The following is a 16,807-nucleotide window of genomic DNA, read 5'->3' as shown; positions in this document are numbered from 1 at the left end:
AGGGATGAAAGCATCATCGCAGGTCTGATGGCCAATGCGACCCATTGAAGGCTGATGCCGGAGGATTAGGCATGACACCCGGAGGAATCGCCATGGCCGGTGGCCGGTGCGGCGCCCAGAATGCGCCACCTCACCCGTCACAGCTTTTGCGAGGTTCATCATGTACACCGCCATCGGATACGCCGCCCAGTCGGCCACCACTCCCCTCGCCCCCGTGCAATTCGAGCGCCGCAGCCCTCGGGCCGACGACGTTGCGATCGATATTCTCTACTGCGGCGTCTGCCATTCCGACATCCACCAGGCACGCAACGAGTGGGGCATTGCCGTTTACCCACTGATGCCCGGCCACGAGATCGTAGGCAAAGTTACCGCCATCGGTGCGAATGTCACCAAGCACAAAGTCGGCGATCTGGTTGGCGTCGGCTGCATGGTCGATTCGTGCCGCAGCTGCGAAGCCTGCCAATCGAACCTCGAACAATACTGCCTCGAAGGTCCGACCATGACCTACGCCACCCCGGACCGCGTCGATGGCAGCAACACCATGGGCGGTTATTCCGACAGCATCGTGGTCAGCGAACACTTCGTGGTGCGCATTCCCGAGAAACTCGACCTGGCCAGCGCCGCGCCAATCCTCTGCGCCGGTATCACCACCTACTCGCCGCTCAAGCACTACGGCGTGAAGGCGGGCGACAAGGTCGGGATTCTCGGCATGGGCGGCCTCGGCCACATGGGCATCAAGTTCGCCAAGGCGATGGGCGCTGAAGTCACGTTGTTCACCCGCTCGGCGAGCAAGGCTGAAGAAGGTCGTCGCCAAGGTGCGGACCACGTGATCGTGTCCACCGATGCCGAACAGATGAAGGCCGCCGCAGGACATTTCGACTTCCTGCTGGACACCATTCCGGTGCAGCACGACCTCAACCCCTACCTCGATACGCTGCGTTTCGACGGCGTGCACATTCTGGTGGGCCTGATCGAACCGGTCGATCCGCCAGTCCATGCGGCCAAACTGGTGTTGGGCCGTCGGGTGCTCGCCGGATCCCTGATCGGCGGTATTGCCGAAACCCAGGAAGTGCTGGATTTCTGCGCCGAGCACAACATCACCTGCGACATCGAAATGCTCGACATCCGCCAGATCAACGAGGCTTACGCCCGTATGATCGCCGGCGACGTGAAGTACCGTTTCGTGATCGACATGACAACGCTGAAGGTCTAAACCTTAGCGCCAAGCTCCGCCGAAAGCCGAGCCGTGACCCCTTTGATCAGGGGAATCAGCTCGGCCATTTTCTCCAGCGGCATGTACGGCACAGTGCTGGCGATGCTGATGCCGGCAACGATGCGTTTGCTGGCATCACGGATCGGCGCCGCCACACAGCGGATCGACGGTTCGTTATCTTCCAGGTCGAATGCATAACCGCCCGCCACATACTCGACCATGCGCTGCTGAAACTGCTCCCAGGACTGCTCCGGGTGCTGCGGCCAGAACTGATTTTTCCCACCCGCCGGCAAGCTGACTTCGTACAGCCGCTGCCATTCTTCCTGCGTGTCATCGAGCATCAGCGCCTTGCCGATCCCGGTGCGTGCCAACGGCATGCGATGGCCAACCCGCGAACGCATTTCAGGGCCATTGCGTCCCGGATTCTTGTGCAGGTACAGCACTTCGTCGCCTTCACGAATTGCCAGGTGAATGGTGTCACCCGTCAACGCCGACAACTCATCCAGATACGGCCCGGCCAATGTGACCAGCGGCAATTCTTCACGCGCCTGGAAACCCAGCTCGATCAGCTTCGGCCCCAGCAAATAACCGACCTGCGGCACCACACGCAGGTAACGCTCGTCCACCAGGCAACTGGCCAGACGATGGGTGGTGCTGCGCGTCGTGCCGATCAGCCGGGCGATTTCCTTGAGATCGCGGGCGCCACTGGCCACGGCCTGAACCACACCCAGACCACGAAGCAGTGTCTGGGTGCCGGTCGGTGCGGCGTCCTTGGCGATTTTTTGGGCGTCTTCCTGCATATCCAGCCTTTACCGTTGAGCGAGTGAACGGGCGGCATTATGGTCGCCCGAATGCCGCCACTACAACTTGATACGCTCGACTTTGCCGACCAGCAAGATGTAGGAAAGCGCGCCAATCAACGCCAGAACCGAGATATAGGTGATCGCGGGAGCGAACGAATCACCGGTTGCAAGGAAACCGATGACGATCGGCGTGGTAATCGCCGACAGGTTGCCGATGAAGTTGAACACCCCACCGGTCAACCCGAGCAATCGCGCCGGAGCCAACGTTGACACCAGCGACCAGGTGATCGAAGCCAACCCGTTACCGAAGAACGCCAACGCGAGGAAGGCAATCACCAGCGGTGTCGACTCGACGAAGTTGGCGCCGATAATCGAGGTGGAAATCAGCAGGCCGCCAATGATCGGCAACTTGCGGGCGAAACCCACGGTGTAGCCGCGACGGATCAGCCAGTCGGAGAAGAACCCGGAACAGAGCACACCGACGAAGGCGGCGAGAAACGGCAGCGACGCCAACAGGCCGGACTTGATGAAGTCCATACCGCGATATTTCACCAGGTAGGTCGGGAACCACGTCAGAAAAAACCACAACGTCGAGTTGAGGCAGAACTGGCCGAGATAAATGCCCCACAACTTGCGCTTGGTCAGCACAATGCCGAGATCTATCCAGCTGAATTTGGCTTTCACTTTGGCTTGTTCAGCCTGGATATCCACCAGCCCGCCACCTTCACGGATCAGCTCGATTTCGGCGTCATTGGCACCTTTGAAATCCCGTGGCTCGCGATACACCGCGTACCAGATCACTGCCCAGAGAATGCCCACCGCACCGGTGCTGACAAACACCATGTGCCAGCCATATTGATGCTGCAGCCAGGCCAATACCGGCGTCAGGAACGCCAGACCGACGAATTGCCCGGAAGTATAGAAACCAATGGCCGTGGCGCGTTCGCGCTCAGGGAACCAGGTGGTGACCACACGGCTGTTGATCGGGTACGCCGGCGCTTCCAGTGCACCGACTGCCATGCGCAACACGAACAGTGCGATGAAGCTGGCAGCGAAGCCGAGCATGACGGTAGCGATCGACCATAGCAGCAGCGCGACGCTGTAAAGAATCCGCGGTGGAACCCGATCCACCAGCCAGCCACCGGGGATTTGCATGGCAGCGTAGGTCCAGCCGAATGCCGAGAAAATCAGCCCGACGTGGATCGGGTCGATGCCCAGTTCGCTGGTCAGCGCCGGAGCGGCGATCGACAGGTTACTGCGGTCCAGGTAGTTGATCACCACGGTGATAAACAGCAGCACCATGATGAAAAAACGCTTGCGACTGGGCGTCACCAACGACGCCTGCCCGGTGAGGGTTTGCGGTTGCATGGGGAATGCCTCTTCTTATGTTTATTGAGGTCGATGTGAAATCGGGGTTTGCCGCAAATCTCCCTGTCCATGGAGATCAAACTGTGGGAGCCAGCCTGCTGGCGATAGCGGTGTGTCAGTCACCAAGAATGCTGGGGGTGCCGACCAAATCGCCAGCAGGCTGGCTCCCACAGGGATTTGCGGTGGGTCAGGGAGAACTCACCACTCAGCAAAACTGCCATCGGCATGGCGCCAGATCGGGTTACGCCAGCGGTGGCCGACGGCCGCGCGTTCGATGACGTATTCCTCGTTGATCTCGATCCCCAGGCCCGGGCCATTCGGGATTTTCACGAAGCCCTTGTCGTAGTCGAACACCCGCGGATCCTTGACGTAATCCAGCAGGTCATTGCTCTCGTTGTAATGAATGCCCAGGCTCTGTTCCTGGATGAACGCGTTGTAGCAAACCGCATCCAGCTGCAAACACGCCGCCAGTGCAATCGGGCCCAACGGGCAATGCAGCGCCAGCGCCACGTCGTAGGCTTCGGCCATGTTGGCGATCTTGCGGGTCTCGGTGATTCCGCCGGCGTGGGACGCGTCCGGCTGGATGATGTCGACGTAACCTTCGCTGAGCACACGCTTGAAATCCCAGCGCGAGAACAGCCGCTCACCGAGGGCAATCGGGGTGCTGGTCAGCGGTGCCAATTCTTTCAGCGCTTCGTAGTTTTCGCTGAGTACCGGCTCTTCGATGAACATCAGTTTGTACGGGTCGAGTTCCTTCATCAGCACCTTGGCCATGGGCTTGTGCACCCGGCCATGGAAGTCAACGCCGATGCCGACATTCGGGCCCACCGCATCGCGCACGGCGGCGACGTTGGCCAGGGCCAGATCGACTTTCTCGAAGGAGTCGAGGAATTGCAGCTCTTCGGTGCCATTCATTTTCACCGCAGTGAAACCACGTTCGACGGCCTCTTTCGCGGCGCGAGCGGTGTCCGCCGGCCGGTCGCCGCCGATCCACGAATAGACGCGAATCTTGTCCCGCACCTGACCGCCCAGCAGATCGCTGACCGACACACCCAGGGCCTTGCCCTTGATGTCCCACAACGCCTGATCAATACCGGCCAGCGCACTCATGTGGATTGCGCCGCCCCTGTAGAAGCCGCCGCGGTACAGCACGGTCCAGATGTCTTCGATGTTGCGTGGGTCTTTGCCGATCAGGTAGTCGGACAATTCTTCAACGGCAGCAGCAACGGTGTGGGCGCGGCCTTCGACCACGGGTTCGCCCCAGCCGGTCACGCCCTCGTCGGTTTCGACCTTGAGGAAGCACCAGCGCGGCGGAACGATGAAGGTGGTCAGTTTGGTGATTTTCATCTTGTGCTCTCTTTTTATAAGTGCAGCTCTTATAGATGTAGCGCGCTCGGCGCCAAAAAGTCTTAACGCAGAGCGTTCCATGCAGCGACATAAGCCTTGGCGTTTACCGCCACTTCCTCAGGCGTCATTCCCGGTTTGAACAACCCGGAACCGAGGCCGAAGCCTTTGACGCCCGCATCGATAAACACCTGCATGTTGTCCGGCGTGATCCCGCCGACCGGCGCCAGAATCGTTCCCGCAGGCAGAACAGCGAGCCAGGCTTTGACGACTGCCGGGCCCATCTGCTCGGCCGGGAACATCTTCAGTACGTCCGCCCCTTCGGCCAATGCCGCAAATGCTTCAGTCGGCGTGGCCACACCCGGCGACAGGAATAGCCCAGCCGCTTTCGCTGCCCGCAACACCTTGGCATCGCTGTGCGGCATGACGATCACCTGACCGCCCGCCGCTTTCACTTGCTCGACCTGCTCCGGCGTCAACACCGTGCCGGCGCCGATCAGGCAATCGGCGGGCAAGGTACTGCGCAGGATGCGGATACTTTCGTACGGCTCAGGGGAATTGAGCGGCACTTCGATGACGCGAAATCCGGCGGCGTAAAGGACTTCGCCGATGGCTGCCGCTTCTTGCGGGCGCAGGCCACGCAAAATCGCGATCAGACCGTTTTGCGCCAATGCTTGCTTGAGCATGTCAGACCTCCAGTCAGGTTTAACGGGATGGGTTGGGTGTGATCAGTCCGGCGGCAACCGCCAACTGCCACAAGCCGCGTTCGGTGGCCTGCTCGGCCAGGGTCACCCGCGCAAAACCGCAGGCGTCGAGCGCCCGGCTGTAACGGGCACAGAGTTGGGCATTACCAATGAGGATGATCGAAGGCAGATGAACGCTGTTGCGTCGGCGGCGCTGAACAGTCGCCAACGCTGACAGTTCATGGCCAATCAACAGACCGGACAAGTAGTCAGGTTGGGCGGTGGCGCTGAGTTCGCCAGTCAACCCGAGGCTGCGGGCACTGAACAATGTCGACAACGGCCCGATCTCGCCATCCGTCGATAGAGCCACCTGCACACCACGATCAAAGGCGTGGCCATCGAAGGACGCGCCCTTTTGCTGGGTGCGCCCGAGAATGCTGTGCTCGCTGAGCACGGCGAAGACTTCGCCGGTCATGAAGGTATCGAAATGCACGATGCAGCCGTCGGCCACTTCCACCCATTTCGAATGACTGCCCGGCAGGCCGATCAACAGATCACCGCCCGCCTCGGCCGGTAGATTCTGCAGCACGCCGAGCACTTGGGTTTCTTCGCCGCGCATCACGTTCGGCAAGCGCGAACGCTGAATCACGCCCGGCACGATGTGCACATCGACACCGCGAAGACTGCGAACCGTTTGTAGGGAGATTCCGAGATTGGCGACGTTCGCCGGCGTATCGCGGTAAGCCGCTTCACGCCAGCCTTGTGCGCTGCCGACCATGCCGCAAGCAATCACCGGCAAATCGGACTGCGCGTCGAGCCAGTCACCGCAGGCCTCATCGAAGGCCAGTTCAAAACCGTCGGCACATTCCTGACCCGCGATCATTCGCGGCGTCCTCGGCAGCTGCATGATCCCCGACGACAGCGAACGCTGTTCGAGCACCTGGCCACCTGCGGCGAGTTTGTAAGCACGTAATGAGGTTGTCCCCCAATCGAGCGCGATCAATTGCGCCAGCATCGCTTCACCTGTTTTGTTTATTGGCAGTGAGTGAGCTGGACTATAAACCCGTACGCGCTTAAATCTCAATATATAAATATTGATCCCATATATTGAGATGAAGTCAAAAAAAGATCGCAGCCTTCGGCAGCTCCTACGGATAGGTGTAGGAGCTGCCGATGGCTGCGATCTTTAATAGACGTCGGTTGCGATCTAGCCTTCGGCAAACTCCCGCAACACCGCCCCATCCATCCGATACCGAACCCACTCTTCCTGCGGCTGCGCACCCAACGACTTGTAGAACTCGATCGCCGGTTTATTCCAGTCCAATACGCTCCACTCAAATCGACCGCAATCATTGGCGCAGGCGATTTTCGCCAGGTGACGCAGCAAGGTTTTACCCGCGCCGCCACCGCGTTGTTCGGGGGTGATGTAGAGGTCTTCGAGGTACAGGCAGTTGCTGCCGAGCCACGTGGAATAGCTGAAGAAAAACACCGCAAAGCCGATTGGCGAGCCATCGCGCAGGCAGATCAGCCCGTGGGCGGTGGCGCCTTCGCTGAACAGGCTGCGCTCGATGTCGGCGACGCTGGCGATGACTTCGTGGCGGGCACGTTCGTAGTCGGCCAGTTCAGTGATGAACCCGAGGATTTGCGGTGCATCGCTCGGGGTCGCCGGGCGGATCTCGATCGTCATGGACGTGCCTTCGTCAAAAGTGGAAAACGCCATACTAAGGCGGCGAGCGGCGCTCGTCACACTGGAAATTCAAAGCTGATCCATGGAGCATGTCGCTGCAAACGACGTTTTCACTTAACAGGATGTTTATGAACACTGATGCTTTCGCGCCACTGCAACTCCTCGCTGCGCAACTGCTGCCTCACGCGCTGGAGCCGTCGGAAGATGGCGCTCATGATCTGTCGCACTTGCAGCGGGTCTGGCACAACGTGCGTACGCTTCACGCTGAAGAAGGAGGCGATCTTGAGGTATTGCTCGCGGCGGTGCTTCTGCATGATTGTGTGGCGGTAGAGAAGAACTCGCCGCTGCGTTCTCAGGCGTCGCGGCTGGCCGCCGGGAAGGCATCGAAATTGTTGGCGGACATGGCTTGGCCAGACGCAAAAGTCAGCGCGGTTGCCCATGCCATCGAAGCGCACAGTTTTTCCGCCAACATCGCGCCGACCACGCTCGAAGCCAAAATCATGCAGGACGCCGACCGCCTCGACTCCCTTGGCATGCTCGGCGTGGCGCGAACCTTTTACATCGCTGGTCGTATGGGCAGCGCGTTGTACGACCCAGAGGATCCCGAGGCGAAGGACCGCGAGTACGATGACAAACGTTTTTGCCTCGACCATTTCCAAACCAAACTGCTGCACCTGGCGGATGGATTCCAGACGACAACAGGCCAGCGCCTGGCACAGACTCGCCACGAACGGTTGAAGGGTTTCATGGAGCTGTTCAAGGAAGAAATTGGAGCCTGCTGAAGGCTTTACTCCGGCCACCACTAACCCTGAAATCGATAACCTCAGACCTAACATCAGCACCTTGCGTGATAGATAGATGAAGCTCTCTTCTATCGGGTCAAGGAACCGCGTCATGCCTAGTGCAACACCCCAAGTCTCCAGCAGATTGTTCGGCCTGTTTTGCCTGGCCAGCTATTTGCTGTCGCTGTCCTATGGCTCGACCTTTTTGCTGTCGTTGTTGATCGGTTCCCGCGGCGGCAACGAGCACGATGCCGGCAGTGTGATTTCGGCGGCGATGCTCAGTACGTTTGCAGCAGTAATCGTCTCGGGGCACTTGTCCGATTTGCTCGGCGCGGCGCGCTCGATTGCGCTGTTCGGCATTCTGCTGGTGGCCGCCAGCCTGGGCTTCGCCCTGGCGCCAGGCTTTGGCAATCTGCTGTTGTTTTTCGGACTCTTGCTGGGGCTGGGTTGGGGCGTGTTCTACACCCTCGGCCCGATCATTGTGGCGAGTCTGGTAACGCCTGCCCAACGCGCGAAATACTTTGCGCTGTTGTCGGGCAGCATGATGACCGGGATCGGCAGCGGTCCCTTGTTAGGTCGCGCTGCCAGTGCGCTCGGGTATCCGATCACCGCGGCGTTTTACCTCGCGGCGCTGGCCAGCCTGATCGGTGTGCTGCTGTTCTGGCGATTGGATTCGCAGCTGAAAAAAGCGCCGGCCCACTCGGCAGCAGTGTCACGAATTTCATGGCGTGCAGCGGCGCAAGTGCTGTCGTCCAGAGCGGTGTTCCCGATCATCATGGTCGGCCTCGGTGGGTGCGTTTTCGGCGGTCTGTCGAGTTTTCAAACCAGTTACGCGGCGGCGCGTTCACTCGACTATTCACTGTTCTTTCTCGGTTTCATGAGCGCAGCGATCAGCAGCCGAATGTTGATCGCCGGTTTCGTGGTCAAGCGCGACCCGTTCCGGGCGTCCTGCCTGCTGTCGGGCTTGATGATGGGCTCGATCCTGATGTTCGGGTTTGTCGTCGACGACGGGTTCAGCTACGTGCTGGCGGCGGTGATGCTCGGGGTCGGTTACGGGCTGACCTATTCGGTGATCAATGGCCTCGCGGCCAACGAGGCACCGAACGGCACCACCGCGCAATCCTTGCTGCTGTTCAGCCTGTCCTACTTTATTGGCGTGTTTGGCTTCCCGTTGCTGGCCGGGAAAATCATCGTGGAACAGGGGATGGCGACGTTGTTGCTCACGGTGTTGGCGGTTGCTGTATTGAATTGGCTGATCAGCGTCGGCCGGCTGGTCTGGCGCCGAACCGTTACCAGCAAAGCGTTGCAGCAGGCCTAGACCGTTCGTCGTTCATCAGGCACCAATCCAAATCGGGGGCGGACCAACATCAGGTAAGGACTCTAATTAAATGGACCTATCCACATCCATGAAGAGGTAACCATGAACGCCGATAAAAACCTTGAGAACGAAGTCCTGACCCGTCTGCTACATGCCCATCCAAGCGGCTTGGGCAAAGAGGTCCTGGACAATTACCGGGGGGAGAGAGTCGTGGCCAGCACCCTCGCCACGCTGCAGGATCGTGGATTGATCCAGCATGGTCATGTGATCTGCAACGAGGCCGGTGAGCACTCGTTGAACCTGCCGATCAAACTCAGTGCCGCAGGGGTTGAGGCGGCGCGCAAGCTGGACGTTTAACTAGACGAATCAGGTCGCAGTCGTGCGCGGCTGCGACCGGGTAAGGTCAGGATTGATGGTGAATCTTATGGCCCCATCGTCGGAACGCCGCCCGGAGCAAGCTCGCTCCCACATTGGGTCTGTGAACGACACAAAATCCCTGTGGGAGCGAGCTTGCTCGCGATGGCGGCCGATCAGGCACCGAAAGTCTTACGGATTAACGCGTCAACCTCAGCAGTCCCCGGCGAAGTCGCCGGCCCCCACCGAGTCACCGCCAACGCCGCAGCCGCATTAGCCCGCCGCGCCGCGTCAACCGGTACCAACCCTTGCGCCAACCCGGCCACAAACACCCCGGCATGCGCATCCCCCGCGCCATTGCTGTCTACCGCCTCAACCTTGAAACCCGGCACATGCTGGCGGTCTCCACGCTGGCTGATCCAGCACCCTCGCGGGCCGTCACGCACCACCATCAACACGTCGGCCGGCAGATGATCGGCCAACCGGTTCAACGCCTCGGCAATGTCCGGCGCACCGGTAAACTTCAACGCCTCGACACTGTTGCTGGTCCACAGATCGATACGCGCCAGCAAGGCTTGCATCAACGGCTCATCCGGCGAATCCACCAGCGGACCCGGATCGAACACCACGTTGATCCCTCGCGGCAAATCCAGCACCCAATCCACCAGCGCCTGGGCTTTGCCGCCATGCAGCAGGCTGTAGCCGCTGACGTAGACATAGTCTCCCGCCTCCGCCGGCACGCTGGCCAAATCCTCGGCCGTCAGCTCACCTTCGGCACCGATATAGGAAATGAAACTGCGCTCGGCCGAGGCTTCGGTCAACGCGACACACAAGCCCGTATCCCGTTCGGCGCGGTGAGTGATGCCGATCCGAATGCCTTCAGCCTTCATCGCCTCACGGGCAAGATCTCCGAAACGGCCGGTGCCGTGGCGACCGAGGTAAACCACCGGCAAACCATTGCGCTGGGCGGCAGCCATCACATTGAAGCCGCCGCCAGCCTCGAAACTGGCGGATTGCGCCAGCACGTCGCCACCTGAATGCGGCAGTTTATCCACGGCCATGACCAGGTCGATCATGACCTGGCCGGTGTGCAGCAATCTAGGCATGAGCATTCTCGGTCAACGCGGCGCGGCGATCCTTGGCGCCGCCGAGTACAAAGTAAATGCCACCCGCCACCAGGAACGTCACGATCCAGCCGAGGCCGTTATGGCCCAGCCAGGAGTCGGACAGGAAGCCGCGGAACCAGACGGTTTGTTCGGTCGTACCGATGGTGGTGAAGCTGAAGCCCAGCGCGATCGCCAATGCCCACGCACCGAAGGCGCGCCACTCGACACCGCCGCTGTACCAGTAAGCGCTGCTCGGGCTGACGTCCAGCAGGTCTTTGGGGCTGTAGTAATGACGATGGATCAGGTCAACGACGAAGATCCCGACCCACGCGGTGATCGGCACGGCCAGCAGCGAAATGAAGGTAATGAACGGGCCGTAGAAACTGTCGGCGATCAGCATGAAATAGATCGAGCCGGCGAAGATCGCGACGATGTCCACCACCACCGCGTAGACGCGTTTGACCTTCAGGCCGAGGGTCAGCGTGGTCAATCCGGCGGAATACACCGACAGGTTGTTCGACAGCAGCAACCCGCCGAACGCGGTGATCAGGTACGGCACGGCCATCCAGGTCGGCAGCATGTCGCGGATCGCGATGATCGGATCGGTGGCCGAGGCCAGGTCGTTGTTGCCCACTGACAGCAGGCCACCGAGGCTGATCAGCAGCACCAGCGGAATCCCCGCACCGAACGCCGCCGACGCTACCAGGCGCACAGCTTTGACGCTGCGGTGCTGGTAGCGCGACATGTCGGCACCGGCGTTGGCCCAACCGATCCCGGTGCCGGCAGCCATGGTGCCGACGCCGATGATCATTGCGCTCAGCGGTGCCGGCGTGGCATTGAACACCGCGCTCCAGTCGATGGTGGCGCAGAGGAAACCGCCGACCAGAATGTTCAGCGCGCCGAACACGTAGGTCGCCCACTTCTGGATCACCAGCAAAGTGGCGTGACCGAGGCCCGACACCGACAGGGTCAGCAGTACGAAAATCGCAATGAAGATCAACGTCAGCACGGGTGCGCTTTTGGCTTCTACCGGTGAGCCGAACAGGATCGAGCACAGCGACAGCAACACGAACGCGGCGGTGGTGGTGTTGACGGTTTCCCAGCCCAGACGCGACATCAGCGAGACCAGGGTCGGGCCGATGTTGCCGCGTACACCGAAGATCGCTCGCGACAACGTCAGGCTCGGTGCGCGACCACGGCGACCGGCAATGGAGATGATCCCGACCACCGCGAAGGAACCGGCGGCACCCAGGATCGCGACTATGATCGCCTGCCAGATCGCCAAGCCGCGAAAGGCTACAAGGGTCGCACCCAACGGCAAGCCGAGGATGGAGATGTTGGCAGCAAACCAGACCCAGAACAGCTGCAGCGGATGACCGTTGCACTCCGCTTCCGGCACCGGTTCGATGCCACGGGTTTCCAGTTGCCCGGCACTTTGCCCGGCGTTTGATGAACTCATGTGAATGCTCCTGTTGCCTTTGTTGTGGTTGTGGGCAATTAAGATATCGGAAGGCCTATGCCCCCCCTGTAGGAGCTGCCGAAGGCTGCGATCTTTTGATCTCGGCGGCCTTTTAGCCGCTGAAAATCAAGATCAAAAGATCGCAGCCTTCGGCAGCTCCTACAGGGGGAATGCGTACCTCAGCGCAGGGCGAGGAGCCCTTTTACCAACGGTTCCAACTCCAGATCGTTAACGGTTTTGACCTTGTCGATCATCGCCGCCGGCCAACTCTCAAGCCCCAGGCAGGCGCCGAGCATGGCACCGAGAATCGCCGCGATGGTGTCAGTGTCGCCGCCAAGGCTCGCGGCCATGCACAGCGCTTCAAAGGCGTTCATTTCACCAATGGCCACTTGCTGGGCCAGGGTAAACGAGACCACCACCGATTCCTGTGAAGCCACCGAAGTGCCGATCACGTCGTACATCAAATCCGCCAGCAATGCCTTGTCGCTGTCGACACTGATGGTCCGCGCCCAGCTGATGCGCGAGGCGATGCGTCCGCCAGCCACCCAGTAACCGTGGCTTTCAGCTTGCTGAGCGATCTGCTGGCCGAGGTTCAACGCCTCGCCCAGGTCCATGCCGTTGATACCGGCCGAAACCACCGCCGCCACCGCCGCCGCACTGGAAATGCCCAGCGTGGTGTTGTGGGTGACTTGGCAAGCCTGCACGACAGCGTTGATGAATCGTTCAGGGTTGGCGACATCCGCCGCGATCCCGACCGGCGTGATGCGCATTGCCGCGCCATTGGTGGTGCCGTAGCGCCCCGCCTCCTCCGGCGAGTGGCCGGCGAGGATCATCTCGATGGCACGTTTGGTCGAAGGGCCGAGCAAGTCTTGCGAGCCCTTGGCCTGCATTGCGGCTTCCCATTCGATCAATCGTTGGGCTAGCAGCGACGGTTCGATCCGACCCTCGCCTTCAACCAGCAATTGGCCGACCAGAATCGCCTGTTCGGTGTCATCGGTGATCGAGCCTTTGAGCATGTTGGCGGCGATCGGTTGATCGGGGCCTGCGTCTTCCAGGTCAGTAATTTCGCCGAAGCGCACCTTGATCTCGGCACGGCTCAGGGATTGGGTCGGCATGCCCAGCGCGTCGCCCAGGGCCAGTCCGTAGAACGCGCCCAATGCACGATTGAGCGCGGTCATTTTGACTCTCCAAACTGCAGGTGCAGGCGAAAATGCACCGGATCGAGCAAGCTTTCGACCTGCTCCATGAAGCGGTTTTGCCGGTCGTAGGTAGTGCGCAAGGCCTTGAGGAACACCGTGCCTTCCGGACGGCCGAGCAGCTCGGCGTCTTCGGCGTTCAAGGGCTCGGCGCCGATCCATTGATCGCCGCGCTCGCCGATATAGCCGTAGGCGGCCAGGGTGATGGTCAGGGAGTTGTCGATAAGGCCGACCCGCGGCAGGCTTTCCAGGCCTCCGGTGGCGGGCATCAATGAGCGTTCAAGGGAGACCAGCTTGCCTTCGTTGGAACGGCGGCGACGGTCAAGGGTGATGAATTGGTCGGTGCCGAAACGCGGCAACAGGTCGGGACGGGTGACCGCCTCCAACCGCAGCACTTCGGTATTGATCAGCGCCCCGCTGTCAGCCAGGGCCTGGGCCCAGCCGCTGCGCTGATCGAGCACCACGCCGTCGAAGGTGACGATGGAACCCACCCCGCTTTGCGTCGCGATGTAATTGCGCCGTTTCAATTCAGCCAGGGCTTCGCGCAGCGTGCCGCGGCTGACTTTGAATTCTTGAGCCAATTGATGCTCGCCCGGCAACAGAAAGCCGTCCTCCATGAGGCCGCTTTCGATGCGCCGGATGAGTTCGTCGACCACCCGTTGTTTCTTGTCAAATCGTACCTGTCTAATCATGTACAAAGAGATACCCGAAACGGGGTTGGGCGGGCAAGGGATATTTTGGGGAAGTGACGGGAGGTGGGATGTTCGGAGGCGTGTGGTGTCAGGTGAATCCACCCCAACCCTCTCCCCAAGGGGTAGAGGGGGCTGACCGAGGGGGATTTTAGATTTACTGCGACCTGAAAGTCCGAGTCGAACTCAGGTTTTAGAAGCGACATAGATCTGCTCCCTTTCCCCTCTCCCCACTGGGGAGAGGGTTGGGAGGGGTGGATCTTGATCTCAGCGCTGTTTCAATCGGTCGATGACGACAGCCAACAACAGGATCGAACCCCGAATCACATACTGGTAAAACGTATCGATATTCTTCAGGTTCATCGCATTCTCAATGATCGCCAGAATCAGCACCCCGGCAATCACATGCCGAATCATGCCAATCCCGCCGCTCAACGACACCCCGCCCAATACACACGCCGAGATCACCGTCAGCTCAAAACCCTGGCCAATCATCGGCTGTCCGGACGTCATGCGCGAAGCCAGGATCACCCCGGCCAACGCCCCAATCAACCCGTGCACGGCAAAGATAATGATCTTGGTCCGGTCAACGTTCACCCCGGCCAGCAGCGCCGCTTCCTGGTTACCGCCGATGGCCATGGTGTTGCGCCCGTAGGTGGTGTAATTCAGCAACCAGCCGAAAAACAGGAAGCAAACGATGGTGATCAGAATCGGCACCGGCACACCCAACAACTGGCCATTGCCGAAGACGAAAAACTGCTCTTGCGACACGCCCACCGCTTTGCCGTTGGCGAAGATGTAAGCCAGGCCGCGAACGATCTGCATGGTCGCCAGCGTGGTAATCAGCGCATTGACCCGCAGCTTGGCGATCACGATGCCGTTGATCAACCCGACGATCAGCCCCATGAACAGCGCCGCCACCACACCGAGAAACACGCTGTCGGTGTCGCGCATCACCACCGCTGCGACCACGCCGGCGCAGGCAATCACCGACCCCACCGACAAATCGAAGTGCCCGGACGCCAGGCAATACAACATGGTGCAAGCGGCAATCCCCGTCGTCGAAATCGCCAGGCCAAGGCCGCGCATATTCAGCGGCGAGAGGAAGTTGTCGATCAGCAAGGTGCAGAGCACGAAGATCCCGACGGCCGCCAGCAGCATCACCCAGTCATCTAGAAAGCGCCGCAGGTCCAGGGGTTTGCGCTGGGTGGGCAAAGCGTTGTTTTGAATTGTCATAGTCACCTCTCAGTTCGCCACGCCGTCAGCGCGTTGGCGCGGCAAAGCCAGTTGCAGCAGGTTGGATTCATTGGCCTCTGCGCGAGACAACTCGCCGCGCATCGCGCCTTCGCAGAGCACCAGGATGCGGTCGGAAATACCCATCACTTCCATCAGGTCGCTGGAGACCACGATCACCGCGATGCCGCTGGCGGCCAGGTTGTGGATGATCTGGTAGATCTCGGCTTTGGCGCCGATGTCGATGCCGCGAGTCGGTTCGTCGAGCAGCAGGACTTTCATCGGCATCGACAGCCAGCGGCCGAGAATGGCCTTCTGCTGATTGCCGCCGGACAGGTACATGATTTTCTGCGCCGCGTTGGGGGTCTTCACTTTCAGCGCCTTGATCTGCTTGTCGGCGTTGTCCTTCTCCCACAGGCCACGCAACAGGCAGCCGAAGGTGGAATGGGCGCCGCGGGCGCTGATGTTGATGTTCTCGGCGACGCTGGCGAGCGGCAGGATGCCCTCTTTCTTGCGGTCCTCGGGGCACAGCAGAATCCCGGCAGCAATCGCATCGCGGGGTGAACGCAACTTCAGTTCATGACCGCGCAATTCCAGGCGGCCGGCGGTGTTGCGCTCAAGGCCACTGAGCATGCGGAACAGCTCCGTGCGACCGGCGCCGACCAAACCGAATAGCCCGAGAATCTCGCCTTTGTGCACCTCGAAACTCACCGGCTCACGCAAACCAGGTCCCAGCAAACCGTCGACCTTGAGCGCCACCGCACCACGTTGACGGTGGCGGTAATCGTAGATGTCCTGAATGTCGCGACCGACCATGCAGGTCACCAGCTGGTCATGAGTCAGTTCGCTCATGTCCTCGAACGTGCGCACAAAGCGACCGTCCTTGAACACCGTCACCGCGTTGCAGATGCGGAACACCTCTTCCATGCGGTGGGAGACGTAAAGCACCACTTTGCCTTCGTCGCGCAGGCGACCGATGATCGCCATCAAACGATCAATCTCCCGCGCCGAGAGGCTGCTGGTCGGTTCATCAAACGCGATCACATGCGCACCACGGGACAAGGCCTTGGCGATTTCCACCAGTTGCCGCTGACCGAGGGACAGGCGCCCGACTTTCTCTTGCGGATCGATTTCATCGGCCAGGCCCTTGAGGCAGGCCAATGCCTGTTGCCGCAACGCGCCGCGATTGATCAGGCCGAAACTGGCCGGCAGATGACCGAGGAACAGGTTCTCTGCCACGGTCATTTCCGGGACCAGGTGCAGCTCTTGATGGATCACTGCGACGCCACTGCCGATGCTGTCGGCGGTGGACTTGAAGACCATCGCCTGCTCGCCGATCTGCAGGTCGCCGCTGCTCGGGGTGTAAGCACCGCCGAGAATTTTCAGCAGGGTCGATTTGCCGGCGCCGTTCTCGCCCATCAAGGCGTGAACCTGCCCCGGGTGGGCGACGAAGCTGATGCCATCCAGCGCCTTCACCCCGGGAAAGGTCTTGCCGATCCCGTTGAAGCGCAAGCTGCCGCCGGCATTGTGTTGTTGTGTTTTTGATTGCGCGTGCATAACCCACCTCTTCAC

The 16,807-nt window shown here is 60.5% G+C and carries 16 protein-coding genes; 4 read left to right on the top strand and 12 right to left on the bottom strand.

Annotation, left to right across the window (positions count from 1 at the left end; all coding sequences use genetic code 11):
* Nucleotides 1-160 precede the first annotated feature (160 nt).
* Nucleotides 161-1,213: an NAD(P)-dependent alcohol dehydrogenase gene (locus ACA059_RS07870; RefSeq protein WP_497633326.1), complete on the top strand. Its 1,053-nt coding sequence runs from the start codon at nt 161-163 to the stop codon at nt 1,211-1,213.
* Here the strand turns inward: ACA059_RS07870 and ACA059_RS07865 are convergent.
* From ACA059_RS07865 to ACA059_RS07840, 6 genes are all read right to left on the bottom strand, one after another.
* The gene (locus ACA059_RS07865; RefSeq protein WP_497633325.1) at nt 1,210-2,013 is read right to left on the bottom strand and encodes an IclR family transcriptional regulator; all 804 of its coding nucleotides are present in this window, start codon (nt 2,011-2,013) and stop codon (nt 1,210-1,212) included. The genes ACA059_RS07870 and ACA059_RS07865 overlap by 4 nt on opposite strands.
* Before the next feature lie 60 nt (nt 2,014-2,073).
* Nucleotides 2,074-3,384, bottom strand: coding sequence for an MFS transporter (locus tag ACA059_RS07860; protein ID WP_123364820.1), 1,311 nt, complete (start codon nt 3,382-3,384; stop codon nt 2,074-2,076).
* A 198-nt stretch (nt 3,385-3,582) separates the two neighbouring features.
* Entirely contained in the window at nt 3,583-4,731 is a 1,149-nt protein-coding gene (gene dgoD, locus ACA059_RS07855; RefSeq protein ID WP_008152275.1) for a galactonate dehydratase, read from the bottom strand.
* Between the two features lie 62 nt (nt 4,732-4,793).
* Nucleotides 4,794-5,414 (bottom strand): 2-dehydro-3-deoxy-6-phosphogalactonate aldolase, encoded by a 621-nt coding sequence (locus ACA059_RS07850; RefSeq protein WP_095132093.1) that lies wholly within the window; start codon nt 5,412-5,414, stop codon nt 4,794-4,796.
* A 19-nt stretch (nt 5,415-5,433) separates the two neighbouring features.
* Nucleotides 5,434-6,426: a 2-dehydro-3-deoxygalactonokinase gene (locus ACA059_RS07845; RefSeq protein WP_497633324.1), complete on the bottom strand. Its 993-nt coding sequence runs from the start codon at nt 6,424-6,426 to the stop codon at nt 5,434-5,436.
* 192 nt (nt 6,427-6,618) lie between these two features.
* Nucleotides 6,619-7,098 (bottom strand): GNAT family N-acetyltransferase, encoded by a 480-nt coding sequence (locus tag ACA059_RS07840; RefSeq protein ID WP_458511708.1) that lies wholly within the window; start codon nt 7,096-7,098, stop codon nt 6,619-6,621.
* A 128-nt stretch (nt 7,099-7,226) separates the two neighbouring features.
* On the opposite strand from ACA059_RS07840, the gene ACA059_RS07835 reads away from it, so the two are divergent.
* The 3 genes from ACA059_RS07835 to ACA059_RS07825 all read left to right on the top strand — a co-directional run bounded on the left by ACA059_RS07835 (nt 7,227) and on the right by ACA059_RS07825 (nt 9,555).
* Nucleotides 7,227-7,880 carry an HD domain-containing protein gene (locus ACA059_RS07835; protein WP_497633323.1) on the top strand — a complete coding sequence of 218 codons (654 nt, stop codon included), beginning with the start codon at nt 7,227-7,229 and terminating at the stop codon, nt 7,878-7,880.
* 112 nt (nt 7,881-7,992) lie between these two features.
* Nucleotides 7,993-9,198, top strand: a complete 1,206-nt coding sequence (locus ACA059_RS07830) for an MFS transporter (RefSeq protein WP_497633322.1) — start codon at nt 7,993-7,995, stop codon at nt 9,196-9,198.
* A gap of 102 nt (nt 9,199-9,300) precedes the next feature.
* Nucleotides 9,301-9,555, top strand: a complete 255-nt coding sequence (locus ACA059_RS07825; RefSeq protein WP_033056985.1) for a hypothetical protein — start codon at nt 9,301-9,303, stop codon at nt 9,553-9,555.
* Between the two features lie 173 nt (nt 9,556-9,728).
* Here ACA059_RS07825 and ACA059_RS07820 read toward each other — a convergent pair whose 3' ends face one another.
* The 6 genes from ACA059_RS07820 to araG form a co-directional block, all read right to left on the bottom strand.
* On the bottom strand, nt 9,729-10,658 hold the full coding sequence (locus tag ACA059_RS07820; protein WP_497633321.1) for a PfkB family carbohydrate kinase: 930 nt from the start codon (nt 10,656-10,658) through the stop codon (nt 9,729-9,731).
* Complete coding sequence (locus ACA059_RS07815) at nt 10,651-12,117, bottom strand: purine-cytosine permease family protein (protein WP_497633320.1); 1,467 nt, start codon at nt 12,115-12,117, stop codon at nt 10,651-10,653. The genes ACA059_RS07820 and ACA059_RS07815 overlap by 8 nt, the downstream gene beginning before the upstream one ends.
* A 179-nt stretch (nt 12,118-12,296) precedes the next feature.
* Nucleotides 12,297-13,295: an ADP-ribosylglycohydrolase family protein gene (locus tag ACA059_RS07810; protein ID WP_497633319.1), complete on the bottom strand. Its 999-nt coding sequence runs from the start codon at nt 13,293-13,295 to the stop codon at nt 12,297-12,299.
* The gene (locus ACA059_RS07805) at nt 13,292-14,005 is read right to left on the bottom strand and encodes a GntR family transcriptional regulator (RefSeq protein WP_008152295.1); all 714 of its coding nucleotides are present in this window, start codon (nt 14,003-14,005) and stop codon (nt 13,292-13,294) included. Before ACA059_RS07805 ends, ACA059_RS07810 begins: the two co-directional genes overlap by 4 nt.
* A gap of 264 nt (nt 14,006-14,269) precedes the next feature.
* Nucleotides 14,270-15,238 (bottom strand): L-arabinose ABC transporter permease AraH, encoded by a 969-nt coding sequence (gene araH / locus ACA059_RS07800; RefSeq protein ID WP_033056977.1) that lies wholly within the window; start codon nt 15,236-15,238, stop codon nt 14,270-14,272.
* Between the two features lie 9 nt (nt 15,239-15,247).
* The gene (gene araG, locus ACA059_RS07795; protein ID WP_033056976.1) at nt 15,248-16,792 is read right to left on the bottom strand and encodes an L-arabinose ABC transporter ATP-binding protein AraG; all 1,545 of its coding nucleotides are present in this window, start codon (nt 16,790-16,792) and stop codon (nt 15,248-15,250) included.
* Nucleotides 16,793-16,807: the final 15 nt, after the last annotated feature.

This window comes from Pseudomonas sp. LBUM1647, from assembly GCF_059716175.1.
This window is presented reverse-complemented; position numbering and strand designations above follow the sequence as displayed.